At 76.3% G+C, this 26,288-nt stretch carries 21 protein-coding genes and 1 pseudogene; 11 read left to right on the forward strand and 11 right to left on the reverse strand.

All coding sequences use genetic code 11. From position 1 onward, the window contains the following. Positions 1-46 precede the first annotated feature (46 nt). The 3 genes from HUT16_RS20275 (at position 47) to HUT16_RS20285 (ending at position 2,157) form a co-directional block, all read left to right on the forward strand. Positions 47-391, forward strand: a complete 345-nt coding sequence (locus tag HUT16_RS20275; protein WP_176189536.1) for a PadR family transcriptional regulator — start codon at positions 47-49, stop codon at positions 389-391. Next, entirely contained in the window at positions 388-1,368 is a 981-nt protein-coding gene (locus HUT16_RS20280; RefSeq protein ID WP_176189537.1) for a hypothetical protein, read from the forward strand. Before HUT16_RS20275 ends, HUT16_RS20280 begins: the two co-directional genes overlap by 4 nt. Positions 1,369-1,470: 102 nt before the next feature. Then, positions 1,471-2,157 carry a copper homeostasis protein CutC gene (locus HUT16_RS20285; protein ID WP_176189538.1) on the forward strand — a complete coding sequence of 229 codons (687 nt, stop codon included), beginning with the start codon at positions 1,471-1,473 and terminating at the stop codon, positions 2,155-2,157. 148 nt (positions 2,158-2,305) lie between these two features. Here the strand turns inward: HUT16_RS20285 and HUT16_RS20290 are convergent, their stop codons facing one another. Beyond that, the gene (locus HUT16_RS20290) at positions 2,306-4,375 is read right to left on the reverse strand and encodes an AAA family ATPase (RefSeq protein ID WP_176189539.1); all 2,070 of its coding nucleotides are present in this window, start codon (positions 4,373-4,375) and stop codon (positions 2,306-2,308) included. A gap of 302 nt (positions 4,376-4,677) precedes the next feature. Between HUT16_RS20290 and HUT16_RS20295 the strand changes: the two genes are divergently transcribed. Further along, the gene (locus tag HUT16_RS20295; protein ID WP_176189540.1) at positions 4,678-4,851 is read left to right on the forward strand and encodes a hypothetical protein; all 174 of its coding nucleotides are present in this window, start codon (positions 4,678-4,680) and stop codon (positions 4,849-4,851) included. Between the two features lie 7 nt (positions 4,852-4,858). Here the strand turns inward: HUT16_RS20295 and HUT16_RS20300 are convergent, their stop codons facing one another. Next, positions 4,859-6,490, reverse strand: a complete 1,632-nt coding sequence (locus HUT16_RS20300; RefSeq protein ID WP_176189541.1) for a DNA repair helicase XPB — start codon at positions 6,488-6,490, stop codon at positions 4,859-4,861. 103 nt (positions 6,491-6,593) lie between these two features. Between HUT16_RS20300 and HUT16_RS20305 the strand changes: the two genes are divergently transcribed. Further along, complete coding sequence (locus tag HUT16_RS20305) at positions 6,594-6,875, forward strand: hypothetical protein (RefSeq protein ID WP_176189542.1); 282 nt, start codon at positions 6,594-6,596, stop codon at positions 6,873-6,875. Positions 6,876-6,900: 25 nt separating this feature from the next. Here HUT16_RS20305 and HUT16_RS20310 read toward each other — a convergent pair. Together HUT16_RS20310 and HUT16_RS20315 are read right to left on the reverse strand one after the other, a co-directional pair. Further along, positions 6,901-9,398: pseudogene (locus tag HUT16_RS20310) on the reverse strand (helicase-associated domain-containing protein). Positions 9,399-9,515: 117 nt separating this feature from the next. Beyond that, the gene (locus HUT16_RS20315) at positions 9,516-9,992 is read right to left on the reverse strand and encodes a hypothetical protein (RefSeq protein ID WP_176189543.1); all 477 of its coding nucleotides are present in this window, start codon (positions 9,990-9,992) and stop codon (positions 9,516-9,518) included. 105 nt (positions 9,993-10,097) lie between these two features. On the opposite strand from HUT16_RS20315, the gene HUT16_RS20320 reads away from it, so the two are divergent. Then, the gene (locus HUT16_RS20320) at positions 10,098-10,991 is read left to right on the forward strand and encodes a hypothetical protein (RefSeq protein ID WP_176189544.1); all 894 of its coding nucleotides are present in this window, start codon (positions 10,098-10,100) and stop codon (positions 10,989-10,991) included. Between the two features lie 223 nt (positions 10,992-11,214). Here the strand turns inward: HUT16_RS20320 and HUT16_RS20325 are convergent, their stop codons facing one another. Continuing rightward, positions 11,215-12,219, reverse strand: coding sequence for an ABC transporter substrate-binding protein (locus HUT16_RS20325; protein ID WP_176189545.1), 1,005 nt, complete (start codon positions 12,217-12,219; stop codon positions 11,215-11,217). A 117-nt stretch (positions 12,220-12,336) separates the two neighbouring features. Here HUT16_RS20325 and HUT16_RS20330 point away from each other — a divergent pair, with 117 nt between their 5' ends. Continuing rightward, positions 12,337-12,945, forward strand: coding sequence for an HAD family hydrolase (locus HUT16_RS20330; RefSeq protein WP_176189546.1), 609 nt, complete (start codon positions 12,337-12,339; stop codon positions 12,943-12,945). Between the two features lie 44 nt (positions 12,946-12,989). Here the strand turns inward: HUT16_RS20330 and HUT16_RS20335 are convergent, their stop codons facing one another. After that, on the reverse strand, positions 12,990-13,250 hold the full coding sequence (locus HUT16_RS20335) for a hypothetical protein (protein WP_176189547.1): 261 nt from the start codon (positions 13,248-13,250) through the stop codon (positions 12,990-12,992). A gap of 180 nt (positions 13,251-13,430) precedes the next feature. Here HUT16_RS20335 and HUT16_RS20340 point away from each other — a divergent pair, with 180 nt between their 5' ends. Both HUT16_RS20340 and HUT16_RS20345 read left to right on the forward strand, forming a co-directional pair. Continuing rightward, positions 13,431-14,564: an esterase family protein gene (locus HUT16_RS20340; RefSeq protein ID WP_176189548.1), complete on the forward strand. Its 1,134-nt coding sequence runs from the start codon at positions 13,431-13,433 to the stop codon at positions 14,562-14,564. 328 nt (positions 14,565-14,892) lie between these two features. Beyond that, entirely contained in the window at positions 14,893-15,276 is a 384-nt protein-coding gene (locus tag HUT16_RS20345) for a cold-shock protein (RefSeq protein WP_030458105.1), read from the forward strand. 7 nt (positions 15,277-15,283) lie between these two features. Here the strand turns inward: HUT16_RS20345 and HUT16_RS20350 are convergent, their stop codons facing one another. The 4 genes from HUT16_RS20350 to HUT16_RS20365 form a co-directional block, all read right to left on the reverse strand. Beyond that, positions 15,284-16,135 (reverse strand): 1,4-dihydroxy-6-naphthoate synthase, encoded by an 852-nt coding sequence (locus HUT16_RS20350; RefSeq protein ID WP_176189549.1) that lies wholly within the window; start codon positions 16,133-16,135, stop codon positions 15,284-15,286. Between the two features lies 1 nt (position 16,136). Next, positions 16,137-16,817 (reverse strand): futalosine hydrolase, encoded by a 681-nt coding sequence (locus tag HUT16_RS20355; protein WP_176189550.1) that lies wholly within the window; start codon positions 16,815-16,817, stop codon positions 16,137-16,139. A 12-nt stretch (positions 16,818-16,829) separates the two neighbouring features. Further along, positions 16,830-17,366 (reverse strand): DUF2771 family protein, encoded by a 537-nt coding sequence (locus tag HUT16_RS20360; RefSeq protein WP_176189551.1) that lies wholly within the window; start codon positions 17,364-17,366, stop codon positions 16,830-16,832. 94 nt (positions 17,367-17,460) lie between these two features. Then, the gene (locus HUT16_RS20365) at positions 17,461-18,762 is read right to left on the reverse strand and encodes an MFS transporter (protein WP_254897901.1); all 1,302 of its coding nucleotides are present in this window, start codon (positions 18,760-18,762) and stop codon (positions 17,461-17,463) included. Between the two features lie 527 nt (positions 18,763-19,289). Here HUT16_RS20365 and HUT16_RS20370 point away from each other — a divergent pair. Continuing rightward, entirely contained in the window at positions 19,290-20,159 is an 870-nt protein-coding gene (locus HUT16_RS20370) for a DUF3027 domain-containing protein (protein WP_176189553.1), read from the forward strand. A gap of 147 nt (positions 20,160-20,306) precedes the next feature. Beyond that, positions 20,307-23,636: a sacsin N-terminal ATP-binding-like domain-containing protein gene (locus HUT16_RS20375; RefSeq protein ID WP_254897902.1), complete on the forward strand. Its 3,330-nt coding sequence runs from the start codon at positions 20,307-20,309 to the stop codon at positions 23,634-23,636. A gap of 178 nt (positions 23,637-23,814) precedes the next feature. Here the strand turns inward: HUT16_RS20375 and HUT16_RS20380 are convergent, their stop codons facing one another. Then, entirely contained in the window at positions 23,815-26,250 is a 2,436-nt protein-coding gene (locus HUT16_RS20380) for an HAD-IC family P-type ATPase (RefSeq protein ID WP_176189555.1), read from the reverse strand. Positions 26,251-26,288: the final 38 nt, after the last annotated feature.

Below are 26,288 nucleotides of genomic sequence, written 5' to 3' on the forward strand. Positions count from 1 at the left end.
GGGTGGGGGTGGCGCGGATAGGCCGGTCGGCGATATATGTAGTCGTATGACCGAACGCGCCATGCAGGAGCCCACCCTGCTGCTGCTCACCGCCCTCGCGGACGCCCCCCGGCACGGGTACGCGCTGATCCAGGAGATCGACGCGATCTCCGGGGGGCGGGTGAAGATGCGCACCGGCACGCTGTACGGCGCGCTCGACCGGCTGCTCCAGCAGGGCCTGATCGAGGTCGCCGCCGAGGAGATCGTCGACGGCCGGGCCCGCCGCACCTACGCCCTCACCACCGGCGGGCGCGGCCTGCTCGCCGCCGAGGCCGAACGCCTGCGCGCGGTCGCCGCCGAGGCCCAGCGCCGCCTCGGCGGCGCCCCCGCACCCCGGGGGGTCACCGCATGAGCGCGATCGCCCCGGGCGGGCACCGCACCGGCGTCGCGCTGCGGGCCGTGCTCGCGCTCTACCCCGCCCGCTACCGCCGCGACCGGGGCGCCGAACTGGCCGAGGTGTTCGCCGACACCACCGCCGGGGCGGGCCGCCTCGGCACCGCCCGCGAAGCACTCGACCTCGCCGCGTACGGCCTGCGGCTGCGCACCGGGCTCACCTCGACCGCGCTCGGCGGCCGACTGCTCGCCGCCGCCGCGCCGCTGCTGGCCGGGACCCTGCTCGGGCTGGTCGCGCTGCCCGGCGACGTGCGCTTCTGGCGGGTGCGCGCCGCCGCCCGGGCCGGGTTCGACGTCCCGTGGACCGTGCTGCCCGACCACCTCGCCCTGCTCGGCCTGACCGTCGTCCCCGCGCTGCTGGCCGTCGCCGCGCTGTTCGGCGCCTGGCGGGCGGCGCGGACGCTGGCCGGGGTGGTCGTGCTGCTCGCCCTCGTCCGGCTCGGGGTCCGGGTGGCCACCGCCAACGTCCGGCCCGGGGGGCCCTGGTTCACCGAGTCCAACATCTGGCTGCTGCTCCTGGACGCCACCGCCCTGCTGCCCTACCTCGCCGCGGGCGCGCTGATCCTCGCCGCCCCCGCCGACCTGCTGGAGCGGCCCGGCCGCCTGCCGGTCGTGATCGGCGCGGCCACCGGCCTGCTGGTAACGAAGGCTCAGGGCGGTTACGACACCTGGCACCTGATGGACGGCTGGACGCCGCTGCTGCTCCTGCTCGCCCCGCTGCTGCTGATGCTCTGCGCCGCCCGCGACCGGCTGCTGCCCGCGGCGTTCGGCCTGGCCGTCCTGCCGCTGACCGCCTGGTTCAGCCTGTTCAGCCTCTGGGAGCAGGTCGGCGGGATCTGGCGGCTGGTGCCGCTGTCGGCGGCCGGCGCGGCGGGGCTGCTGCTGACCGGTCAGGCGCTCTCGGTCCACCGCTCCGGCCGGGCGAAGGTCTCCTAGCGGGACGAACGGGACGCGAGCGGGGCGCGAACGGAGGAGGAAGCGCGGCCGAACGGCGGCAGGGGCTCGCCCGGGGCCTGTCGATGTGGCAGGCTATCGGATATGTCTAGACCAATGTTCGAAGTCATCGCGCTGACCCCCCAGGACGCCCGGGCCGCCGAGTCGGGCGGCGCCGACCGCCTCGAACTGGTCACCGACATGGCCGCCGACGGGCTCACCCCGTCGACCCGCGACTTCGCCGCGATCCGCGCCGCCGTCGACCTCCCGCTGCGCGTCATGCTCCGCATCCGCGACGGCTTCGCCCCCGGCGACCTCGACGACCTGCTCGCCCGCACCGCGGCGCTGCGGGCCGAGGGCGCCGAGGAGTTCGTGCTCGGCTTCCTCACCCCGGACGGCGCGGTCGACCTCGCCGCGACCCGGGCCGTCGCCGAAGCCGTCTCCGGCTGCCGCTGGACCTTCCACCGGGCCATCGACCACAGCGCCGACCGCTCCGAGGTCCGCGCCGCCGTCGCCGACCTCCCCGGCCTCGACACCTTCCTCACCTCCGGCGCGGCCGCCGGCGTCGACGCGGGCCGCGAGGTCCTGATCGGCGAGCTCGCCAAGTCCGGCGAGCCCGGCTACCGCCCGCGGATCCTGGTGGGCGGCGGCCTGCGCGCCGAGCACGTCCCCGAGCTGCTCGCCGCCGGTTTCGACGCCTTCCACATCGGCGGCGCGGTCCGCGAGGGCGGCTGGACCGGCGCGGTCGACCCGGCGAAGGTCGCCGAGTGGCGCGAGCTCATCGGCGGCTGAGCCGACCGGAAGCGCACCGGCAGGGGCGCGGAGAACCACGCGGAGCGGAAGCCGCACGTCGGCGCGTTCGCGGGGCGGTGCACCGCACCGTCCCGCGAGACGATCCGCCGTGCCTGCCCGCCGACCCGGGCCCCGGCCTCCGTGCGCCTCAGTCCAGTTCGGCCGGCAGCGGCTGCGCGTGCAGGACCGTCAGGCCGGAGACCGCGCGGGTCAGCGAGACGTAGAGGCGGCGCAGGCCGGTGCGGTGGTCGGGCTCGCCCGCGACGATCGCGGCGGGTTCGTCGAGGACCACGTGGTCGTACTCCAGGCCCTTGGCCAGCGAGGCCGGGACGAGGGTGAGCCGGGACTCGGCGGTGGTCTCGGTGCCCGGGTCGAGGAAGGGCAGCCCCGCGGCGGCCAGCGCCCGGGCGAGGGCCGGGATCCTGGCGTCCGCCGCGATCAGGCCGACCGAGCCCTCGTGCCGCAGCGCCGCGCGGCAGGCGTCCAGGACGGCGCCGTCCAGCCCGTCCGGGACGTGCCGCAGGGCCAGCGAGCCGGGCAGGTCGCGGACGGAGGTGGCGGGGGCCAGGCCGGGGGCGATGGCGGGCAGCAGCCGGGAGGCGTAGGCGATCACCTCGCCGGGGACGCGGAAGCCCTGGGTGAGCTCCTCGACGTGCGCGCCGTCCTTGCCGAGGTGGTGCAGGGCCTCCGGCCAACTGCCGGTGGCCCACGGGGTGGTGCCCTGGGCGAGGTCGCCGAGGACGGTCGCGGAGCCGGTGGTGCAGCGGCGGCCGACCGCCCGGTACTGCATGGGGGAGAGGTCCTGGGCCTCGTCGACCACCACGTGGCCGAGCGAGGGGGTGCGGTGCACCAGGTCGGCGGCCTCGTCGATCAGCACGGCGTCGGCGACGGACCAGGGCGCGGTGCGGGCGGAGCGCGGGGGCTTGGCCCAGCGCAGGGCGGCCTGCTCCTCGGCGTCCAGCACGCCGTCCGCGGCGGCGGCCAGGAAGTCGGCGTCGCCGAGCAGCCGGTGCACCAGCTTGACCGGGTCGACGGCGGGCCAGCACGCCTTGACGGTGGCCTTGACCGCGGCGTTGCGGGCGACGGCGTCCTGCACCCGGTCGTCCGGGGCCTCGCCGCCCTGCTCCATCTTGACCAGGACGGCGTGCGCGATCCGCTGCGGCAGGGCCTCCAGGGCGGCCCCGTAGCGGATCTCGCGGTCCGCCAGCTCCCGGACGATCTCCGCCAGCTCGTACGCGGGCACCCGCCAGCGGCGGGAGCCGCGGACGACCACGCAGGGCTCGGTGGGCACGGTGATCCCGGCGCGCACGGCGTTGCGCAGCACCCGGGCCATCCGGGCGTCGCCCTTGATCCGGGCGGTTTCGGCGCTGTCGGTGCCGCGCACCTCGACGTGGCCGACCAGCTCCTGCACGGTGGCCTGGGCGACGTCCAGCTCGCCGAGGGCGGGCAGCACCTGCTCGATGTACTGCAGGAAGGAGCGGTTCGGGCCGACCACCAGGGTGCCGGTGCGGGCCAGCCGCTCGCGGTGCGCGTACAGCAGGTAGGCGACGCGGTGCAGGCCGACGGCGGTCTTCCCGGTGCCGGGGGCGCCCTGGACGCAGACGGTGCCGGTGACGTCGGCGCGGACGATCTCGTCCTGCTCGGGCTGGATGGTGGCGACGATGTCGCGCATCGGGCCGACGCGGGGCTTCTCGATCTCGGCGGCGAGCAGCGCGGAGCCGCGGTCGGCCTCGTCGGGGTCGGAGAGGTTCTCGTCCTCGTAGGCGGTCAGCTCGCCGCCGGTGTAGCCGAAGCGGCGGCGCTTGGCGACGTCCAGCGGCTCGGTGCGGCTGGCCCGGTAGAACGGCTGGGAGACCGGCGCGCGCCAGTCGATCACCATCGGGTCGCCGCCGGCGTCGTGCACGTGCCGGCGGCCGATGTAGAAGCGCTCGCCGCCGCTGCCCTCGGACTCGGCCTCGCTGATCGCGTGCAGGTAGTCGAGGCGGCCGAAGAACAGCGGGGTGTGCGCGAGGTCGGCGAGGGCCTTGATCCGCTCGTCGATCTGCTTCTGCAGCACCTGGGCGGACACCCAGGTGCCGGCCACGTCGCGCAGGTCGAGCGCCTCGACGTCCTCGCGCATCGCCTTCAGCGCGGCCCGGGAGGCGGCCAGGTGGGAGCGTTCGCGGCCGAGCGGGTCGGTGTCGGCGGCGAGCGGCTCGGTGGGGGTGGGGGAGTGCACGGCGGACCTTCCCGGCCGCCCGGCACAAGGGGGCGGCGGACTCGTCTTGGCTCACGGTGAAAGGACACCGGCCGGTTGCCGAACGGCCGGTACTCCCACGGCTGCCGACGCGCTGGCACCACGGTTCGGGAGGGGCAGACGGACGATCCTAGACCCGGCGCCGTCCGGGGGCGAATCCTTTTCTCGGGGTCCCCCCGGTACCGGGGTAGGGGTGCGGTACACCCGCAGGACGAGGAGCGCCACCGCGGGCTCGGGTCTTTCGGCTGATGTGCCCGACCCGCCGGTGAACCTACCGTGGAGACATGACGACCGAACGAGTGAACCCGCAGGCCGACGGCGTCCACGGTGCCCACGGCGCGCACCCGGCCGAGGCGCGCCGCCGCCACCCCGTCGCCAACGCCGTCCGCAACGTCGGCATCGTGCTCGACACCGCCGCGCGCGTGCTCTTCCTCGGGCGCGACGGCGTCGGGCTCTGACCGACCGCTACAGGTCGTCCGCGTCGACGATCCGGTACGCGTAGCCCTGCTCCGCCAGGAAGCGCTGGCGGTGCGCCGCGAAGTCCTGGTCGACGGTGTCCCGGGCGACCACCGAGTAGAAGTGCGCCGCGTGCCCGTCCGCCTTCGGACGCAGCACCCGGCCCAGCCGCTGGGCCTCCTCCTGGCGGGAGCCGAAGGTGCCCGACACCTGGATCGCGACGGTGGCCTCCGGCAGGTCGATCGAGAAGTTCGCGACCTTGGAGACCACCAGCACGCCGATCTCCTTCGAGCGGAACGCCTCGAACAGCTTCTCCCGCTGCGCGTTCGAGGTCTCGCCCTTGATCACCGGGGCGTCCAGCGCCTCGCCCAGCTCGTCCAGCTGGTCGATGTACTGGCCGATCACCAGGGTCTGGTCGCCCGCGTGCTTCTCCACCAGCCGCTCCACCACCCGGCGCTTGGTCGCCGTGGTCGAGCAGAACCGGTACTTCTCCTCCGGCTCGGCCGTCGCGTACGCCAGCCGCTCGGAGTCGGTCAGCGTCACCCGGACCTCGCAGCAGTCGGCGGGCGCGATGTAGCCCTGCGCCTCGATCTCCTTCCACGGGGCGTCGAACCGCTTCGGGCCGATCAGCGAGAACACGTCGCCCTCGCGGCCGTCCTCGCGCACCAGCGTCGCGGTCAGGCCGAGCCGGCGGCGGGCCTGCAGGTCCGCGGTGAACTTGAACACCGGCGCGGGCAGCAGGTGCACCTCGTCGTAGACCACCAGGCCCCAGTTGCGGGCGTCGAACAGCTCCAGGTGCGCGTACACGCCCTTCCGCTTGGTCGTCATCACCTGGTACGTGGCGATGGTGACCGGGCGGATCTCCTTGCGGGTGCCGCTGTACTCGCCGATCTCGTCCTCGGTCAGCGAGGTCCGCCTCACCAGCTCGTGCTTCCACTGCCGGGCCGAGACGGTGTTGGTGACCAGGATCAGCGTGGTCGACTTGGCCTCCGCCATCGCCGCCGCGCCGACCAGCGTCTTGCCCGCGCCGCAGGGCAGCACGACCACGCCGGAGCCGCCGTGCCAGAAGCCGTCCACCGCGTGCCGCTGGTACGGGCGCAGCTGCCAGCCGTCCTCGCGCAGGTCGATCGGGTGCGCCTCGCCGTCCACGTACCCGGCGTGGTCCTCGGCCGGCCAGCCGAGCTTGAGCAGCACCTGCTTGATCTGCCCGCGCTCCGAGGGGTGCACCAGCACGGTGTCCGGGTCGATCCGGGACCCGACCAGCGGGGCGATCTTCTTCGAGCGCAGCACCTCCTCCAGCACCGGCCGGTCGGTGGTGGTCAGCACCAGCCCGTGCACCGGGTGCTTCTGCAGCTGCAGCCGCCCGTAGCGCGCCATGGTGTCCGCGACGTCCACCAGCAGGGCGTGCGGCACCGGGTAGCGCGAGTACTCCACCAGCGCGTCCACCACCTGCTCCGCGTCGTGCCCGGCCGCCCGCGCGTTCCACAGCCCCAGCGGCGTCACCCGGTACGTGTGCACGTGCTCCGGCGCCCGTTCGAGCTCGGCGAACGGCGCGATCACCCGTCGGCACTCCGCCGCCCGCGGATGGTCGATCTCCAACAGCAGCGTCTTGTCGCTCTGCACGATCAGCGGTCCGTCCACGCCTGTGCATCCCCTTCCGCGCGGGCCAAACCTCCAGTGTGCCGCATCGGCCCGGCGGCGGGGACGGCGGTGACCTCCCGGGGGTTCGCTCGTTGGGCAGGGCATGATCAAGCCCAACCGATTCCTGGCCGGCCTGGCGCTCTCCGGCGCGGCCCTCGCCTCCGCCCTCGGGGCGGCGCCCGCCCACGCCGCCGACACCGAGGCCATGGCCCTCGACCAGGTCGCCGACATCGGCCAGCCCGGCGGTCTGATCGGCACCGTCGCCTTCACCGGCACCGGCCTGCTGACCGGCGTCGAGCCGAAGATGCCGGACCCGCACGCGATCGTGGACGAGGCGAAGAAGCAGAAGGCCGAGGAGGACGCCAAGCAGGCCGCGGGCAAGTAGCCGACGGCGCGGTCTCCTCCCCGCCCTACTCCTCGACCTCGGCGACGCCGGTGATCCGGTGCAGCGCGAAGGTGCGGACCTCGTCGGAGAGGTGGTCGTAGGCGGTGACGAAGCCGCCCTCGACCTTGACCGGGTCGATGACGCGCTGGGAGGAGAGGCCTTCCGCGTTGATGTAGCCGATCCACATCCGCTCGCCGAGCAGCACGGCGGTCTGCAGGGCGGCCAGGGTGTCGGCGGCGGCGGTGCGCGGCACGGCCGCGCTCGCCCGGGAGGCCGGGCCCGCCACCGGGTCCTTGCGGACGGCGGTCGCGGCCCGGTCGCCGGCCCGGATCGCGCGGACGGCGGCGCCCAGCAGCGCGTCGTCCGGGCGGGCGGGGCCGTCCGGGACGGGGAGGGGCGGGGTGCGCGGCGGGGTGCGGCGGCTGTCCGGCCGGGTGATGACCACGTCGCCCTCGGCGGACTCCGCGGCGGGCGCGTAGCCCATGGTGCGCAGCACGGCGAGCAGCGTCTCCGGCCCGGCCTGCGCGGCCAGCACGGTCGGGGCGAGCAGCCGCAGCCGCAGTTCGGCGGCGCGCCGGTCGGCGAGCACCTCGCCGAGCAGCCGGGGGTCGTCGCAGCGCAGGTAGGAGGAGGCCGCGCCGACCCGCAGGATGCCGTGCCGGCGGGCGACGTCGTCGATCAGGTAGGCGAGCGGCTGCGGGACGGGCGTGCGGGAGTGCCGGCCCAGGAACGCCTGGAGGTCGGCGGCGGTGCGCCCGGCGTCCAGGGCGCGGCGCACCGAGTCCGGGGTGAAGCGGTAGACGGTCGCGCCGCCCTTGGACTCGATGTCGGCGGCCAGCGCGAGGGCCTGGGCGAGCGGGGTGAGCAGCGGGCCGGGGGCGATCGCGGTGAGGTCGGGCTGCAGGATGACGTGGTCGAGCGGTTCGGGCAGCAGCGGGGCGAGGACCGGCCCCGGGTCGGCCCCGGCGAGCAGGGCGCGGACGGGGGCGGCCAGCGCGCCGCGGCCGGTGGCGCCGAGCAGCTCGGCCTCGTGCAGCGTCCAGCCGGTGAGCTGTTCGCGCAGGTCGCGGCCGTCCGGGCCGGTCGGTCCGCCGCGCAGCGGGCGGTGCCAGCGCAGGGCGGGCAGCAGGGCGTCGGCTCCGGCGGCGCTGCCGGGCGGGAGCTCGGCGAGCCGGGTGAGGACGGCGCGGCGCACCGACGGGGCGAGGGTGCGGTCGAGTTCGGGGCCGAGCGCGGCGCGCGGGCGGCCCTTGCCGTCGGGGGTGCCGGTGAGGCGGCCGACCCGGGTCGCGGTGAGCCAGGCGCGGGCGAGCAGCGTCCAGCGTTCGGCGGTGTCCTGCTGGAGCCAGGCGTCGTACGCGGGGGTGGGGGCCCACACCTCGTCGACCTCGCCGTCCGGGGCCACCAGGCCCGCGGTGTGGGCGAGTTCGATCCAGAACGCGGCGTCCGCCTCGGTGCCCTCCAGCAGCACGGCGGCCCGCTTGAGGTCGCGCACGCCCAGGCCGCCGGCCCGCAGGGTGGGCGGCGGGGTGCGGCTCCAGGACTCCAGCAGCTCCTCGACGGTGCGGACGGCGGTCGCGGCCTGCCCGGCGGCGGTGCGGTCGGCGGTGTCCGGGTCGCGGGCGGTGACGGGTTCGACGGCGGGCGGGCCGGGTCGACGGCGCGGTGGGTGCGGCCGCCGCGCAGGTGCAGGGCCAGCTCGCGGGGCAGCACGACGGAGCCCGGGCTGGAGGGCAGCAGCAGGCCGCGGGCGAGCAGCCACTCGACGGGGCTGCGGGCCTCCTGCGCGGTGACCTGCCGGGCGGCGTCCGGCACGGTGCCGGTGGGCGGGCCCCAGACCAGGCGCTCCAGCAGGCCGAGCGCGGCGGGCGGGGCCTGGTCGAGCAGCGCGCCCAGGCGCTTGCGGTCGCCGAGCAGGGCGGTGAGCGCGCCGACCGCGGTGACCGGGTCGGGGGTGGGCGGCAGCCCGGCGCCGGCCAGCAGCTGCTGCAACCGGGCGGGCGACATCCCGGCGGTGGCCTCGGCGAAGGTCGGGCCGAGGCCGGTGCGGCCGGGGTTGAGCGCGCTGGGGGCGAGCGTCTCGCGGACGGCCAGCACCAGGCGCAGCGCGGAGTCCGGGCCCCACAGCAGGGCCTGCTCGCGCAGCCGGGCCAGCGCGGCGGGGAACGCGGCGGTGACGGCGGCCCGGTCGACCGGCTCGGCGCCGGGGTGCGGCTTGACCCGGGCGGGCCCGGTCAGCAGGCCCCGCACGGTGGCCTCGGAGGCGCCCTCGGGGGCGGCGGCGAGCGCCTCGGCGACCTGCAGGGTGAACCGGTCCAGCCGTTCCAGGGCGCGCAGCACGGACGCCCGGCTGGAGAGCCGTGCGGACAGCTGGGTGAGGTCGGTCGGCACCGGGTTCAGCAGGTCGGGCCGGGCCCGGAGCAGCGCGGCGACGGCCTCGTCGTCCCGGCCGCGGAGTTCCTCGGCCAGGGTGCGGGGTGCGGTGGCGCGGGTGGCGCGCGGCGCGCTCTGCGGTGCGGTCATCCGGTCCAGACTAGTCAACGCCTCCCGTCGCGGCCCAGAACGGCGGCGGAACTCGGGGTGAACCGGTGCCCGCCGGGCAGCGCGGGCGCCCGCCGGGACGGGGCCGGAGGGGGCCGCTCAGCAGCGCCGGGCGTGCCGGGCCCAGCTGTCGGGCGGCGCGGCGAGGGCGCGGGCCACGGCCCACCGGACGCCCTCGGCGAGCGCGGTGACGGCGGCCACCGGGTCGTCGAAGGCGCGCTCGGGGAGTTCGTGGACGCGGTGCGACCCGCAGTCGACCGGCGCCGCGCAGCGTACGGCGGTCCGGACGGACGGCTCCCACGGCGGCCCGGGCAGCGGGTGCCATTCGAGCGGGTCCCGGGGGGCGTCCAGTTCGGCTTCGCACCACATGCCGGGCCCCTCGGCGTACCCGGCCAGCCCGCAGGGCCCGGCGGGCAGCTCGTCCCAGCCCAACTGCCACTCGCCGCCGAAGCGTTCGGCGAAGTCGCGCAGGGTCCCGGCGGCGGCGCGCAGCGGCGGCGGCAGCAGGGCTGACGGGTCGTCGAGGGCGGGGAACAGGCGGCCCGGATCGCCCTCGTCCCAGGGAGTCGTTCGCACGGCGGGCAGTCTGCCGGGGCCGGACGGGGCTCGCTTCGGGAGGGGGCGGGTGGGTACCGTCTCGGTGGGCGGCGGGTACGCGGACGTGAGGCGGGTGGCGGGGCGATGGCGGGCGGCTCGTGGTGGCGCGAGGACGGGTCGGCGGACGGCGCGGACGGCGGCGGGGACGGCACGGAGAGCGTGTACCTGCCCCGGCAGGCGGCGGGCTCGCCGTCGGCCGTCCCGGAGGTGCCGCCGCGGCCGCCGACGGCCCCGGCGGTCCCGGGTGCACCGGCGGCTCCGGCGGTCCCCGCCGCTCCGGCGGTCCCGGCTTCCGGCGCGGGCCGGGCACGGCCTCCGGTGGTCTCCTCCCCGGCCGAGGTCGAGAAGGTCTTCGCGTACTCGGAGGACCCGGACGTCCCGGACCTCGGCGCGGGCCGGCCCGGGTGGACCGTTACCTACGACGACCTGCCCGGGCCCGAAGCCGAACCCGCGCCCGAAGCCGAGCCCGCGGCGGAGCCCGGACCGGAGCCGGAGCCCGCGGCGGCGCCCGAGCCGGAGCGCAAGCGCCCGGGGGTGGGGCGGATCGTCCGGGCGGTGCTGTTCGGCACGCCGAAGGCCGCTCCCGACGCCCCGCCGACCGCCGCGCCCGCCGGGCCCGGGACGGCCGGGGCCCGGAAGCCCGCGCCGCTGCTGCTGCTCGGGGCGGCCCTGCTGCTGGGCGGGGCGGCCACCGGCCAGCTGCTGGTGATGCTGCTGGGCTGGGCGGCGGCGTACCTGTCGCGGGGCTGGACCGACCTGATGAAGAAGTTCGCCGTCCTGGGCATCCCGCTGATCACGGTGACCGGCCTGACGGTGTGGAACTGGGGCCGCGAGAAGGGCCGCTGGGGCAGCGCCCTGGCCCCCGGCACGGACGCGGGGGCGGCGACCTGGAGCGCCGCCCCGGGCGTGCTGCGGGCGGCGGCGGTGCTCTCGGCGCTGTTCGTCCTGGCGGTGACCCTGCGCCGCCGCAAGGGCTGACGGCGCCCCCTGACCGGCCGCCGGTCCGCGAGCCCCGGCCCGCGACGGGCGCGGCACGGCGCTGCGGCGGCCAGGCGTTCGGGCACGCAGGTGGCGCCGCGGGGCGGTCCCGTCCGGCCCCGTCCGATCGCGGGCGTGCGGTGCCCGGCCGTCGTTCCCGCCGGACCCCAGGACCCCAGGACCGCCGGACCTCAGGACCGCCGGGCCGCCGGGCCGGGCGGGTTCAGCTCGCGCCGAGGAGGTGCAGCAGTTCGGCGATCAGGAAGTGGGCGCCGGTGTAGCCGATGCCCTGGAACCACAGCTGGTCGTCGACGGGGAAGGCGCGGTGGGCGCGGACGGCGCCCAGGGCCTGCCAGGCGGGGGAGGCGAGGGCGGCGTTCAGGCCGTTGCGGTCGGGGTCGCCGTGGCCCGCGTACAGCAGCAGGTCGCCGTCGGCGGCGGCGAGCTGGGTGGGGGCGGTCGGGAGGTCGGGGCGGTCGGCGTTCTGGGCGTCGGGGCGGGGCAGTTCGAGGTCGGCCAGCACGCTGCCGGGGAAGTTCTGCCGGGCCTGGACATGGACGGCGGGGGAGCCCTCGACGAACCGGACCAGGCTGATCCGCTGCCCGTCGGCGCCGGCCGAGGAGAGCGCGCCGCGGGCCTGGTCGACGTGCCGCCCGTAGGCGGCGACCACGGCGGCGGCCTGGCCGCGCCGGTCCAGGGCGGTGGCGTGCAGTTGGAAGTCGTCCTTCCAGGAGGCGCCGGTGGTCCGGGTCGCCACGGTCGGGGCGATCCCCCGCAGCGCTTCGGTGTGGGCGGCGTCGCGGGCCAGGTTGGTGAGGATCAGCTGCGGTCGCAGGGCGCGGATCGCCGCGGTGTCGGGCGCGGCCCCGATGTCGCCGACCACGGTGACCTCGGCCAGCCGGGAGGCGGGCCAGTAGTCGGGCAGCGCGGCGTCCGCCGGGGACTTGGCCGCGCCGACGGGGGTGATGCCCAGGGTCATCGCGGAGTCCAGCTCGGCGGTGTCCAGGACGACCACCCGCACCGCCCCGCCGGGCACGGTGACCGGCCCGTCCGCGGCGGGGACGGTGACGTCGGGGCGCGGGCTGGGGCTGGGCGTGGTGGGCTGTTCGGTGTCCTCGCCCGAGCCGGGCACCGGCGGCCCGGCGGGCAGCACGTGCGGGCCGCAGCCGGTGAGCAGGGCGGCGCCGAGCCCGGCGAGGGCGGCCCGGCGGGAGAGCGGGGGTGGCACCTGGGACCTCCGGCGGTCGGACGGGCGGCACTGGCCAGTATGTCCGCAATGCGGCTTCGCGCCGGGGTTTTCCGGCCGGGGAGCCGCCCGGAAAACCCGCTGAACTAGGCTGCCGCCATGGCTCTCACCGTCGGTTTCGACCTCGACATGACGCTTCTCGACACCCGCCCCGGCATCAAGGCCACCTACGACGTGCTGGCCGCCGAGACCGGCACCGTCATCGACTCCGACCTGGCGGTGAGCCGGCTCGGGCCGCCGCTGGTGCACGAGCTCGCCAACTGGTTCCCGCCGGAGCGCCTGGACGCCGTCGCCGACCGCTACCGGGAGCTGTACGTCGAGCACGCCATCGCGCCGACGCTCGAACTGCCGGGGGCGCTGGCCGCGGTGGCCGCCGTCCGGGCGGTGGGCGGCCGGGTGCTGGTGATCACCGGCAAGTGGGAGCCGAACGCCCGCCGCCACCTGGAGGGCATCGGCCTGGAGGCGGACGTGCTGGTCGGCGACCTGTGGGCGGAGGGCAAGGGCGAGGCGCTGCGCGCGCACGGCGCGCACGTGTACGTCGGCGACCACCTGGGCGACGTCCTGGGGGCCCGGGCGGCCGGCGCCGTCGCGGTCGGGGTGGCCACCGGCCCGTACGGCCCGGCCGAGCTCACCGCGGCCGGCGCGGACGCGGTGCTGCGCGACCTGACCGAGTTCCCCGCCTGGCTGGCCGGGCACCTGGCCCGGTAGGCGGACGCGGCCCGGCCCGGGCTCAGCCCGCGGCGGCGGCCCGCTCAGCCCGCGGCGGCAGCCCGCTCGGCCCGCGCGGCGCGCCGCCGCCGGGCGCCCGCCCGGGCGTCGGAGAACAGGCCGGACAGCGCCACCAGCAGGCCCAGCGGCATCAGCATCGCCAGCCAGTACGCGAACGACGGCAGCCGGGCCAGGTCGAAGACGTACGGCACGAAGACCGCGATGACGGACAGCATGCCGAGGCCGAACACGGTGCCGCCGACGCGGACCAGGACGTCTCCCGTGCTGTCGGACCGGTCGCTCACTCTCATCCACTCCTTCGCGCGCTCGCTCCCCCCGATTGTCCCACCGCGCGCCCCCTCCGATCGGCGGGGGCGCGGCGACGCGCGCTCCGACTGAACGCTCAGGATTCCCAGGAATCTCTCAGGCATGCTGATGATCGGAACGGAAGCGGGAACGGACGGACGAACGGGGGCGGCGGCGGGATGGGTCTGACCAGTCACAAGGTGCTGGCGTTGTCGGCGCTGCTGTCGCTGCTCGCCGTGGTGGGCACGGTCCGGATCTGGCCCCGGCTGGCCGGGCGCGGCTGGCTGCCGGTGCTGGGCCGGCTCGGCACCATCGTCGGCACCCAGCTGTCGGTGATCTGCACGCTCGCCCTGCTGGCCAACAACTCCTTCGCCTTCTACAGCAGTTGGGACGACCTGCTGGGCACCGGCGAGGACGGCCCGGTGACCATCCAGAACCAGCTGACGGGCCGTGACCCGGGCGTCCAGCGGCTGTCCACCGAGAACGTCCGCGACACCGGCGCCACCGGCCGCGCCCCCGAGCAGGCCGGGCGGCTGGAGAAGGTCCGGCTGCCCGGGGCGTCCACCGGGCTGTCCACCGAGGGCTACGTCTACCTGCCGCCGCAGTACTTCCAGCCCGGGTACCGGGACAAGCGCTTCCCCGCGGTGATCGCCGTCACCGGCTTCCCCGGGGACGCCAGGAACCTGGTCACCAAGCTCAACTACCCGTCCGTGCAGCTGAAGCTGATCGAGCAGGGCGGGGCCAAGCCGACCGTGCTGGTGCTGATGCGGCCCTCCCCGGCGATGCCCCGGGACACCGAGTGCGAGGACGTGCCGGGCGGTCCGCAGGCCGACCGGTACTTCAGCGCCGACGTGCCCGCCGCGCTGCGCGCCTCGTACCGGATCGCGTCCGGGCCCGGCGCGTTCGGGGTGATCGGGAACTCCACCGGCGGGTACTGCGCGCTGAAGCTGGCGATGCGCCACCCCGACGTGTTCGCCGCCGCGGCGTCGCTGTCCGGCTACTACCGGGCCGCCGAGGACCCGACCACCGGGGACCTGTTCGGCGGTGACCAGGGGCGCCGCGACCGGGCCGACCTGGGGTGGCGGCTGGCGCACCTGCCCGCCCCGGCCACCGCGCTGCTGGTCGGCGGCAGCCGGGAGGGCGACGGCGACTACCAGGAGCAGACCGAGCGGTTCCGGGCCGCCGCGCAGGGCACCGCGACCAAGGTCTCGGCGATCACCCTGGACAGCGGCGGGCACAACTTCACCACCTGGTCCCGGATGCTCCCGGCCGCGCTCGGCTGGCTCGACGGGCACCTGGCCGACCCCTCCTGACCGGCACCGCGTCACAGCGCGCAACTCCCTGCGCGCAAGGAGTTTCGACCCTCGCCGCCCCCGGGTATGCAGCCATCGCGCGGGCGGACCTGACGGATGGTCCACGAACGCCCGCCCGTCACCGATCGGGGGTGTGAGCCAGTGGACGGCGCAGCAGGCGCGAGGCACGGCCACGCCCCGGTCCGGAATCCCTTCGCCGTTCCGGTGAACGCTGAGGGATCATTGCTCCACTGAGCGAAACCGGCCGCCCGATCGGGGCGCCCGTCCGCACATCCACCCCCCGCGGCCCGACGTGGCCGCGCGCACCCGATACCGAGGACTGTTCGAGATGCCCACCGGCCAGGTCAAGTGGTTCAACGAGACGAAGGGCTACGGCTTCCTGTCGCGCGACGACGGCGGCGAGGTCTTCGTCCACACCAAGGCGCTGCCCGCGGGCGTCACCACGCTGAGGCCGGGTCAGCGCGTCGAGTTCGGGATCGCCGCGGGCCACCGCGGCGACCAGGCGATGAGCGTCCAACTGCTGGACGCACTGCCCTCGGTGGCCGCCGCCCAGCGCAAGAGCGCCGACGACATGGCCCCGATCGTCCAGGACCTGATCACCAAGCTGGACAGCGTCCTGCCGGGCCTGCAGCGCGGCCGCTACCCGGGCAAGCCGGAGGGCCAGAAGATCGCCATGGTGCTGCGCGCCATCGCCGACCAGTTCGACGTCTGACGCCCGCTCAGGGGAACGCCAGCGCGCCCGGGTCGACGGCGGGGACGAGTCCCTGGTCGGCGGCCCGGGTGAGCAGGCCGCGCACCGCCGCGTAGCCGTCCGCGCCGAGGTCCGCGGTGAACTCGTTGACGTACAGCCCGATGTGCTGCTCGGCGACGGCCGGGTCCATCTCCTGGGCGTGCGCCAGCACGTACGCCCGGGAGGCCGCCGGGTCGGCCCAGGCCGCGCGCACCGACTGCCGCACGGTGTCGGCGAGTTCGCGCAGCCGCTCGGCGCCCAGCGAGCGCCGGGCCACGATCGCGCCCAGCGGGATCGGCAGCCCGGTGTCCGCCTCCCACGCCTCGCCCATGTCGGCCAGGCAGTGCAGCCCGTACCGCCGGTAGGTGAACCGGGCCTCGTGGATCACCAGTCCGGCGTCCACCTCGCCCGCCCGCACCGCCGGCATGATCTCGTGGAACGGCAGCACCACGATCTCGCCGAACCCGCCGGGCACCGCCCGCGCCGCCCACAGCCGGAACAGCAGGTACGCCGTCGAGCGCTCGCTGGGCACCGCCACCCGCCGCCCGGCCAGCGCCGCCGCCTCCACCGGCCCGGCCGTCAGCACCAGCGGCCCACAGCCCCGGCCCAGCGCCCCGCCGCACGGCAGCAGCGCGTACTCGTCCAGCACCCAGGGCAGCTGCCCGTAGGAGATCTTCAGGACGTCCAGCTCGCCGCGCTCGGCCAGCCCGTTGGTGACGTCGATGTCCGCGAACCTGACCTCGGGCGCGTCGGCGCCCGGCACCAGGCCGTGCGCCCAGGCGTGGAAGACGAAGGTGTCGTTCGGGCAGGGCGAGTACGCGACGCCGAGCGGCTCGGCCATCTCAGACCTCCTTGAGCAGGTGCGGCACCGGCGGCAGCGCCGCGAAGGCCCCCTCCAGGGCCGCCAGCGCCTCGCCGATCCGCCAGGACGCGCGGTCGCGCGGCCCGACGGCATTGGACACGGCCCGCAGCTCACCGGCCGCGATCCCGCAGCGGGCGGCCGCCTCGGCCACCCCGAAACCCTCCATCGCCTCGGCCAGCGCCCGCGGGTGACGCCTCCTCAGCGCCTCGGCGCGCGCCGCCGAGCCGGTCACCGTGGACACCGTCAGCACCTCGCCGACCGCCCCGCCGCAGGCCCCCGCGAGGGCCGCCGCCAGCGCGGGCGGCACCGGGTGCCGCACGGTGCCGAAACCCAGCTCGGTGACGTCCGCGAAGCCGTCCGGCGTCTCGGCGCCCAGGTCGGCCGCCACCACGGCGTCCGCCACCACCAGCGAGCCGACCGGCGCCCCGGGCGCGAAACCGCCCGCGATGCCCGCCGACAGCACCAGCCGGTACCGGCCGCGGGCCAGCTCCGCCGCCGTCCCCGCCGCCGCGGCCGCCGGGCCGACCCCGGCCGCCAGCACCCCGGCCCCCGAACCGGGGCCCAGACCGCGCCGCACCGCCTCGGCCTCCGCCGCCACGGCCACCACGACGAGCAGCCCGGCGGCGGGGCCGGGCTGCTCGTCGGTGCGCTCAGCGGTCATCGACCGGCGGCGTCAGCTGGTCTTGTTGTTCAGGTCGAAGGCCCAGACCGCGTAGTACTCCTGGGTCTTCTTGTCCTGCGAGACCACGGTCACCGAGGTCACGTCGTTGGCGGACATCAGGCTGCCGGCGCTCTTCGAACCGGAGTACGTCACCCCGGTCAGGACGTCGCCCTCGGCGCCGCCGGCCAGCGGGGTCTGACCGCCCGAGCCGCCGTTCGTCAGCGCGAACCAGCCCTTCTTCGCCAGGTCCTCGGGCACGCCGACGCCGATCTGGTCGCTCGCCCGGACGTCCAGCGTCGGGAGCTTGCCGTCCTTGCGGGCCTGCTTGATCCCGTCCAGGCAGGTGCTGAGGGCGTCGTTGTCGAGCGGCTTGCCGTCGTTGTAGCAGAAGGGGGCCGCGGTGGTGGAGGAGGTGCCGACCACCATCGTCGCCACGTTCTCACGGGGCTTGCCGGCGTCGTGTGCCCAGTAGATACCGGTACCGAGGGAGGCGGCGCCGACGACGACGACGCCGGCGATACCGGCGATGGCACGGGTGCTGAGGCTCATGCGCAAGAGGCTACTCGCCTTCCGTGATCACACGACGCCGGGGTGCCCGAGTCGCCCGAGGTTACGCCGTGCGCGGACGCGCCGCGGCCCGCGCTCAGGCCACCCGGGGCCGGGCCGCCGACCTGCGCGGCCCGATCCGCAGCAGCGAGCGGAACGTCCACAGCAGCATCACCGTCATCACCGCCGCGGCCACCGTCAGCCCCAGCACCGCGTTCAGCGGCAGCGCGATGCCCACCGCGCCGCCCGCCACCCAGCTCAGCTGGAGCGCCGTCTCCGACCGGGCGAACGCCGAGGTCCGCACCGCCTCCGGCACGTCCCGCTGGATCAGCGCGTCCAGCGCCAGCTTGCCCAGCGACGCCGCCATCCCCGCGACGCCCGCCACCACCGCCACCGTCACCACCCCGTACCAGAGCGCCGCCGCGCCCGCCGCCGCCGTCGCCAGCGCCAGCACCGCCGTCACCATCACCTCCGACCCGCGGGTGCGCAGCCACGACCCCAGCACCGAGCCCAGCGCGTTGCCCAGCCCCGCCGCCGCCGCGATCAGGCCCAGCGCCACCGTCCCCGGCAGGCCGCCCGGCGGGTCCTGGCGGACCAGGAACGCCAGGAACATCACCAGGAACCCGACCAGCCAGCGCAGCGCCGCCACCCCGCGCAGCGCCATGACCACCGACGGGCCGACCGCCCGCAGTATCCCCTTGGGGCGCGCCCCGTGCGGCTCGGCGAGCAGCTCCGCCCGCTGCTCGCCCTTGGCCGAGTCCACCTGGTGCGGCAGGTGGAAGGCCATCAGCGTCCCGATCACGAACACCACGAACGCCCCGCGCAGCGGCCACCCCGGGCCGATCAGGTGCAGCAGCCCGCCCACCCCGCCCGCCACCAGCGTGGTCAGCAGACCGGCCAGCGTCACCCGCGAGTTCGCCTTCACCAGCGACAGCTGGGCGGGCAGCAGCCGCGGCACCACCACGCTGCGCACCACCCCGTACGCCTTGGACGCCACCAGCACGCCCAGCGCCTCCGGGTACAGCGCCAGCCCGCCGCCGGTCACCGTCGCCGCCATCACCCAGGCCAGCACCGCCCGCGCCAGCATCGACATCGCCATCGCCGAGCGGCGGCCGTTGGGCAGCCGGTCCAGCAGCGGGCCGATCACCGGGGCGAGCAGCGCGAACGGCGCCATCGTGATCAGCAGGTACAGCGCGACCCGGCCGCGGGCCTCGCCGGTCGGCACCGAGAAGAAGATGGTGGACGCCAGCGCCACCGTGATCAGCATGTCGCCGAACGAGTTCAGCGCGTGCAGCTCGATCAGCTTCGCCAGGCCCGACTCGCCCGCGCCCTCCGCCGACGTCGCCCGCCGGATCCGCCGGCCCGTCCCGTGCACCACCCGCCCGGTGCGCACCCCCACCGCCGACGCCCCGCGCGCCCAGAAGCCGCGGGCCCGCACGGTGGGCGGCCGTTCGCCGTCCTGACGGTCCGTCGGGCGCGTGGCATCCGCCTCCGGCTCGCCGGGGGCCACAGGATGCTGCCGCGGCACGGCGGATGCTCCCGAGCGGCCCTCGGACGGCCCGGAACGCGGTCCGTGCTGCGGCGGGTTCTCCTCCGCCACACACCCATCCTGCCCGAGAATCGCAGACCTAACGAGTGATTGTCCGGGCGTCGGCGCGCCCGGCCCCGCGGCCCGGACTGTGCTGCACCGTCGACCGGCGGGTAGCCTGCACTACGCGCATGCCCGGCCTCCCGCAGGGGGGTGGCCGACCTGGGCGGCGCGGCCCGGTCCCGGAGCGGCCCCGGGTCTAGCAGAATGGACCGGCCCCGTGCTCGCGGGGGCCGCCCCGGAGACGTGGCAGCGGCAGCCGGCGTGAGCCCGCCGTGCACCGCCGCGAGGCCGCAGGATGACAGGACTGGGAGAGAACCGACGCCGTGAGTGCTGCGATGCGAAGCCGTACCCCTGACCGGCTCTGTGCAGAGGCCGTCGACCTCGCCCGTCAGGCAGTGGTGGACAGCGTCGGAGAGGCCGTCGTCGGCCCCCACGTGAAGGCGGGCGCGGACGCCGAGCGCGTCGTGACCCACACCTTCGAGTGCCTCGACCCCGCGTACCGGGGCTGGCACTGGGCGGTCACCGTCGCCCGCGCCCCCCGCGCCAAGAACGTCACGCTGGACGAGGTCGCGCTGCTGCCCGGCGCGGGCGCCGTCCTCGCCCCGCAGTGGGTCCCGTGGAGCGAGCGCCTGCGGCCCGGCGACCTCGGCCCCGGCGACCTGCTGCCCACCGGCGCCGACGACCTGCGCCTGGAGCCCGGCTGGACCGGCGAGGACGAGATCGCCCCCAACTCGGCGCTCGCCGAGCCCGCCGAGGACGACCCCGCCGACGGCCGGCCCGTGCCGGCCCGCGCCGAGATCGGCGCCATCGCCGAGGAACTCGGCCTCGGCCGCCCCCGGGTGCTGTCCCGGCGCGGCCTGCACCAGGCCGCCGAGCGCTGGGAGAACGCGTACGGCCCGCAGACCCCGATGGCGCAGTCCGCCCCGGCCTCCTGCGACACCTGCGGCTTCCTGGTCCCGATCGGCGGCTCGCTCGGCCAGGCGTTCGGCGTCTGCGGCAACGAGTTCGGCCCCGCCGACGGCCAGGTCGTCTCGCTCGCCTACGGCTGCGGCGCGCACTCCGAGGCCGCCGTCCTCCCCGCCCCGCCCGTCCCCAGCGAGCTCATCCTCGACGAGACGGTCGTCGAACCCCTCCCGCTCCACCCCGACCGCGCCTCCGGCTCGGTCGAACCGGACGCGCCCGCCGAGGAACTCGGCCACGCGTAGGCGCCGCGCCCCGGCCGGCGTGCGCACCGCGGGGCCGCGAGGGGGCGGCAGGCCGCCGCCCCCGTCGCTGCCCCGCCGGCGCGGGCAGCCCCCCGCGCCCCCGGTTCCGCGCACGGCCCGCGTGGCCCGTCGGGGACGACTGGCAGAATGCCGACTCGTACGCAGACCACGCGAAGGGCGGCTCGGCACGTGGAGTCTCGGATCATCGGCAGCGCGGCGTCCCCCGAGGAGTCGGACGTCTTCGACACGGCCCGGCTGCGGCACACCGTGCTCGCGGCGTGGACGGCCGCGCCCGCCAGATTCCGGGAGGACGCCAACGCCGAGGAGGAGCTCGCGCTCGGCGGCTACCGGGACCGGCTGATCGTCGAACTGGCGCAGAACGCCGCCGACGCGGCCGCCCGCGCGGGCGTCACCGGCCGGCTGCGGCTGGCGCTGCGCGACGGCGTGCTGGCCGCCGCCAACACCGGCGCCCCGCTGGACGCCGCCGCGGTCGAGTCGCTGTCCACCCTGCGGGCGTCCGCCAAGCGCGGGGACGAGCGGGCGGTGGTCGGCCGGTTCGGCGTCGGCTTCGCCGCCGTGCTCGCCGTCAGCGACGAGCCCGCCGTGCTCGGCCACACCGGCGGCGTGCGCTGGTCGCTCCCCGAAGCCCGCGCGCTGGTCTCCGGAATCCCGCAGCTCACCGAGGAGTTGACCCGGCGCGAGGGCCACCTGCCGGTGCTCCGGGTGCCGTTCGCGGCCGGGGGCGAGCCCCCCGCGGGCTACGACACGGTGGTCGTCCTGCCGCTGCGCGACGCCGCCGCCGAGGACCTCACCCGCCGCCTGCTCACCGAGGTCGACGACGCCCTGCTGCTGACCCTGCCCGGCCTGTCCGAGGTGGTGATCGACACCGACGGGGGCGTGCGCACCCTCACCCGCACCGCGCACCCGCCGCGCCCCGAGCAGCTGCCCGCCGTCACCGTCACCGACGGCGAGCGCAGCACCACCTGGCAGACCGTCAGCGCCTCCGGCACCGCCGCCCCCGAACTGCTCGCCGATCGCACCACCGAGGAGCGCGCCCGCCCGTACTGGACGCTCACCTGGGCCGTCCCGGTCGACGAGCAGGGCCGCCCGCAGCGCCCGCGCACCGCCGCCGTGGTGCACGCCCCCACGCCCAGCGACGAACCGCTCGGCGTGCCCGCGCTGCTGATCGCCTCCTACCCGCTCGACCCGACCCGGCGGCACGTCGCGCCCGGCCCGCTCACCGACTTCCTCACCGAGCGCGCCGCCGACGCCTACGCCGACCTGCTGCGCGCCCGCGGCGCCGACCTCCACTCGCTGGACCTCGTCCCCGCCCCGCTCGGCCAGGGCGCCCTCGACAGCGCGCTGCGCGCCGCCGTGCTGGAGCGGCTGCCCGCCACCCCGTTCCTGCCGCACCCGCGCGGCACCGAGGAGGGCACCCCCGCGCTGCGCCCGCGCGACGCCGTCGTGCTGGAGGGCGCCGACCACGCGGTGGTGGAGGCGCTCGCCCCGATCTTCCCCGGCCTGCTCCCGGCCGGCCTGGAGCGCCGCACCGAACTGCGCACCCTGGGGGTGCGCCGCACCCCGCTCGCCGAGGTGGTCGACCAGCTCGGCGGCCTGGACCGCGAACCCGCCTGGTGGCGCGGCCTGTACGCGGCCCTGGCCGGCGCCGACCCGGAGTCCCTGGGCGCGCTGCCCGTCCCGCTCGCCGACGGCCGCACGGTCACCGGCCCGCGCCGCGTCCTGCTGCCCTCCGACGCCGCCGACTGGGCCGGCTACGAGGGCTACCCCGAGGCGCTCGCCGAGGCCCTCGACCTGCTCGACCTCCGGCTGGCCCACCCCGACGCCGCGCACCCGCTGCTGGCCAAGCTCGGCGCCGCCACCGCCACCCCCGCCGGCGTCCTGGACACCCCCGAGGTGCGCGCCGCGGTCGCCCGCTCGCTGGAGCTCGGCGAGGACGACTACGACGCCGCCGTCGACCTCGCCGACGCCGTCCTGGCCCTGGTCAGGGCCGCTGCCCCGGCCGTCGGCGAACACCCCTGGCTGGCCCGCCTCGCCCTGCCCGACGACGAGGGCGAACTCGCCCGAGCCGGTGAACTCCTGCTCCCCGACAGCCCGCTGGCCCACCTGGTGGACGAGGACGAGGCCGCCTTCGTCGACGACGACCTGCTGGAGCGCTGGGGCCCCGAGGTCCTGGCCGCGGTCGGTGCGCTCAGCTCCTTCGCCCTGGTGCGCGCCGAGGACGTCGTCCTCGACCCCGACGACCTGGAGCGCCTCGACCCCACCGCCCCCGCCGACCGGGCCGCCGGCGGCGCCCCCACCGGCCTGATCGACGAGGCCCCCGACGGCCTCGCCGAGTGGTGCGAGGACGCCCTGGAGGCCCTGCACGCCGACGACGCAGGGGAGTTGGGCGTCCCGCCGGTCGCCGCCGAACTGCTCGCCGTCCGCGACCTCGACCTGGTCGCCGACGACGCCTGGCCCGAAGCGCTCGCCCTGCTCGCCCGGCCCCCGTACCGGGACGCCGTGGTGACGCCGGTGCGCACCCTGCTGCCCGACGGCAGCTACACCGACCTGCCCCCGTACACCGCCTGGTGGCTGCGCGACCACCCCGTCCTGGACGGCCGCGAACCGGCCGGCCTGCGCGCCGCCGGGGCCGACCCGCTGCTGCGCGGCCTCTACGACGAGGCCCGCACCACGCTCGACCCGCAGTTCCTGCACGCGCTGGGCGTGCGCACCACGCTGAACGCGCTGCTCGCCGAACCGCACGGCCCCGACGAGCTGATCGACCGGCTCACCGACCCGCTCTCCGAGGTCAGCCACCGCCAACTGCACGGCATCTACAGCCTGTTGGCCGCCCTCCCGGCCGAACGCGTCGAACCGCTGGACGTGGTCCGGGCGCTGGCCCCGCTGGACGCCGAGACCGGCCGCCGCGACGACCGCACCGTCATCGTGGACGCCGGCACGGCGGTCGTCGCCGACGCCCCCGACCTGGTCGAGCTCCTCCACGACCACGCCGTGCTGCCCGTCCACCCGCTGCTCGCCCCGGCCCTCGCCGAGCGCCTGCACGTCTCGCTGGCCAGCGAGGTGGCCGGCGGCCGGGTGCTCTCCGAAGGCACCCTGCACCGCACCCCCGCGGTGGTCCGCGAACTGCTGCCCGGCTGCCCCGCGGTCTACGAGGAGCACGACGAGCTCCTGGTCGTCGGCCCCGACGGCGAGGAGGCGCACGTGGCCTGGCGCTGGGACACCGGCGCGAGCGCCCCCGAAGCGCCCTACGACCCGGACACCGCCGAGGCCGCCGACGAGGACGACGAGTTCGACGTCCCGCCCGTCCCCGGCCTGCTGCACGCCGCCACCCCCGAGGGCCTCGCCGCCGGCCTGGCCTGGTCCGTCCACCAGTGGCACCGCCGCTTCGAGATCCTCGCCGCACTCACCGAACCGGACCGGGCGTACGAACTGCTGGCGGCCCGCGACTACGAGTAGCCCCTGCCGGGGGCTCGGGGAACGGCGAGGCCGTGGCTGCTGACGGTTCACTGCCGTTGCGTGCGGTCGCTCTCGGTTCTGTTCACTACACGCAGCAGCACGGACCTTCGGTGGACTCCGACCGTCAGCAGCACGGACTCGCCGTTCCCCGAGCCCCTGCCCGTTCCCCTTCGCGTGCCTAGGAGTTCTTCTCGACGAAGATCCGCGAGGTGACCTCCAGCAGGCCGCCCGCCACCAGGGCGACCGCCACGCCGGTCAGCGGGTCGCGCAGGCCGGCCAGGTGGAGCTGGAAGAAGTCGGAGAGCCAGGGGACCACCAGGACCAGGGCGAAGGCCCCGGACATGGCGCCGATCAGCAGCAGGCGCCACCAGGTGTAGGGGCGGGCGACGATGGCGAGCACCCAGACGGCGCAGATGAACAGGGTCAGCGTGGCGACCGAGGTGTCGGCCTTCAGGGTGGTCTCGTCGTCGCCGCGGGCCAGCGCGTAGGCGGTGAAGGTCGCGGCGCCGCAGATCACCCCGCCGGGGACGGCCAGCCGCAGGACGCGGCGGACGAAGCCGGTGCGGGCCCGCTCGTTGTTGGGGGCGAGGGCCAGGAAGAACGCCGGGATGCCGATGGTCAGCGAGGACAGCACCGTCGAGTGCCGGGGCAGGAACGGGTACGGCACCTGGGTGAACACCACCAGCAGGGCCAGCAGCACCGAGTAGACGGTCTTGACCAGGAACAGCCCGGCGACCCGCTCGATGTTGCCGATCACCCGGCGGCCCTCGGCGACCACCGAGGGCAGGGTGGCGAAGCGGTCGTCGAGCAGCACGATCTGGGCGACGGCCCGGGTGGCGTCCGAGCCGGTGCCCATGGCGACGCCGATGTCGGCGTCCTTCAGCGCCAGCACGTCGTTGACGCCGTCGCCGGTCATCGCGACGGTGTGGCCCCTGGACTGCAGGGCGCCGACCAGGGCGCGCTTCTGCTGCGGGGTGACCCGGCCGAAGACGGCGGTGCGGTCGGCGGCCTCGGCGAGCTGCTCGGGGTCGGTGGGCAGGGTGCGGGCGTCGGTGGCGGTCTCGGCGCCCGGCAGGCCGAGGTGGGCGGCGACGGCGCCGACCGAGACGGCGCTGTCGCCGGAGATGACCTTGGCCCGGACGTCCTGGGAGCGGAAGTAGCGCAGGGTGTCCGCGGCGTCCTCGCGCAGCCGCTGCTGGAGCACCAGCAGGGCCAGCGGCTGGAGCCGGGCGGCCGGGTCGGGGTCGTCCAGCGGCTGCGGGCTGCGGCCCAGCAGCAGGACGCGCAGGCCCTTCGCACCGAGCTCGTCGACCTCGGCGAGCGCGGGGGAGCCGGCCGGGAGCAGCACGTCGGGGGCGCCGAGCAGCCAGCTGCCCTCGGTGCCGCCGGGTTCGAGCAGCTGGACGCCGCTCCACTTGCGGGCGGAGGAGAACGGGATCGCCTCCAGCAGTCGCCAGCGGCCCTCCGGCGGCGGGCCGTAGGCGTCGATGACGGCCCGCATGCTGGGGTTGGGGCGGGTGTCGGCGGCGCCGATCGCGCCGAGCGCCTCGGCCAGCACCGCCCGGTCGGCCTGCGGGACCCGCCCGGGGTCGGCCAGCGGGCGCAGGTCGACCAGGTCCATGCCGCCCTCGGTGAGGGTGCCGGTCTTGTCGAGGCAGACGGTGTCGACCCGGGCCAGGCCCTCGATCGCGGGCAGCTCCTGGACCAGGCACTGCTTGCGGCCCAGCCGGACCACGCCGATCGCGAAGGCCACCGAGGTGAGCAGCACCAGGCCCTCGGGCACCATCGGCACGATGCCGGCCACCATCCGGCGCACGGCCTCCTCCCAGTCGTTGCGCTGCACCGCGAGCTGGCTGATCACCAGGCCGATCGCGGTGGGGATCAGCAGGTAGGTGATGAACCGCAGGATCTGGTCGATGCCGGTGCGCAGTTCGGACCGGACCAGGGTGAACCTGCTGGCCTCCTCGGCCAGCTTGGCGGCGTACGCCTCCTTGCCGACCTTGGTGGCGGTGAAGGCGCCCGCCCCGGCCACCACGAAGGAGCCGGACATCACGTGGTCGCCGGGGTGCTTGAGGACGGGGTCGGGCTCGCCGGTCAGCAGCGACTCGTCGACCTCCAGGCCGTCCGCCTCGGTGACGGTGCCGTCGACCACCACCTTGTCGCCGATGCCGAGCAGCACGGTGTCGTCCAGCACGATCCCGCCGGCGGTGACCTGCACGGCGGCGCCGTCCCGGCGGACCTGGGGGCGGGCCTCGCCGATCAGCGCGAGGCCGTCCAGGGTCTTCTTGGCGCGCAGCTCCTGGACGATGCCGATCGCCGTGTTGGCGACGATGACCAGGCCGAACAGGCCGTCCTGGAGCGGGCCGACGACCAGGATGATGCCGAACATCACCCCGATGATCGCGTTGAACCGGGTGAACACGTTGGCCCGGACGATCTCCCGCACCGAGCGGCTGGAACGCACCGGTACGTCGTTCACCTGCCCGCGGGAGACCCGCTCGGCGACCTCGGCTGCACTCAGCCCGGGCTGGTACGCGCCGCCCGCGCCGGTGGGGTGCGCGCCGGGGCCCGGGACGGGGCCGTGCGGGGCGGTGCCTTCCGCTGAGTGCGTCATGGCACCGACTCTAGGTGGGCGGTTTGTCCGGTGCGTCC

Source organism: Kitasatospora sp. NA04385, from assembly GCF_013364235.1.
GTDB lineage: Bacteria > Actinomycetota > Actinomycetes > Streptomycetales > Streptomycetaceae > Kitasatospora.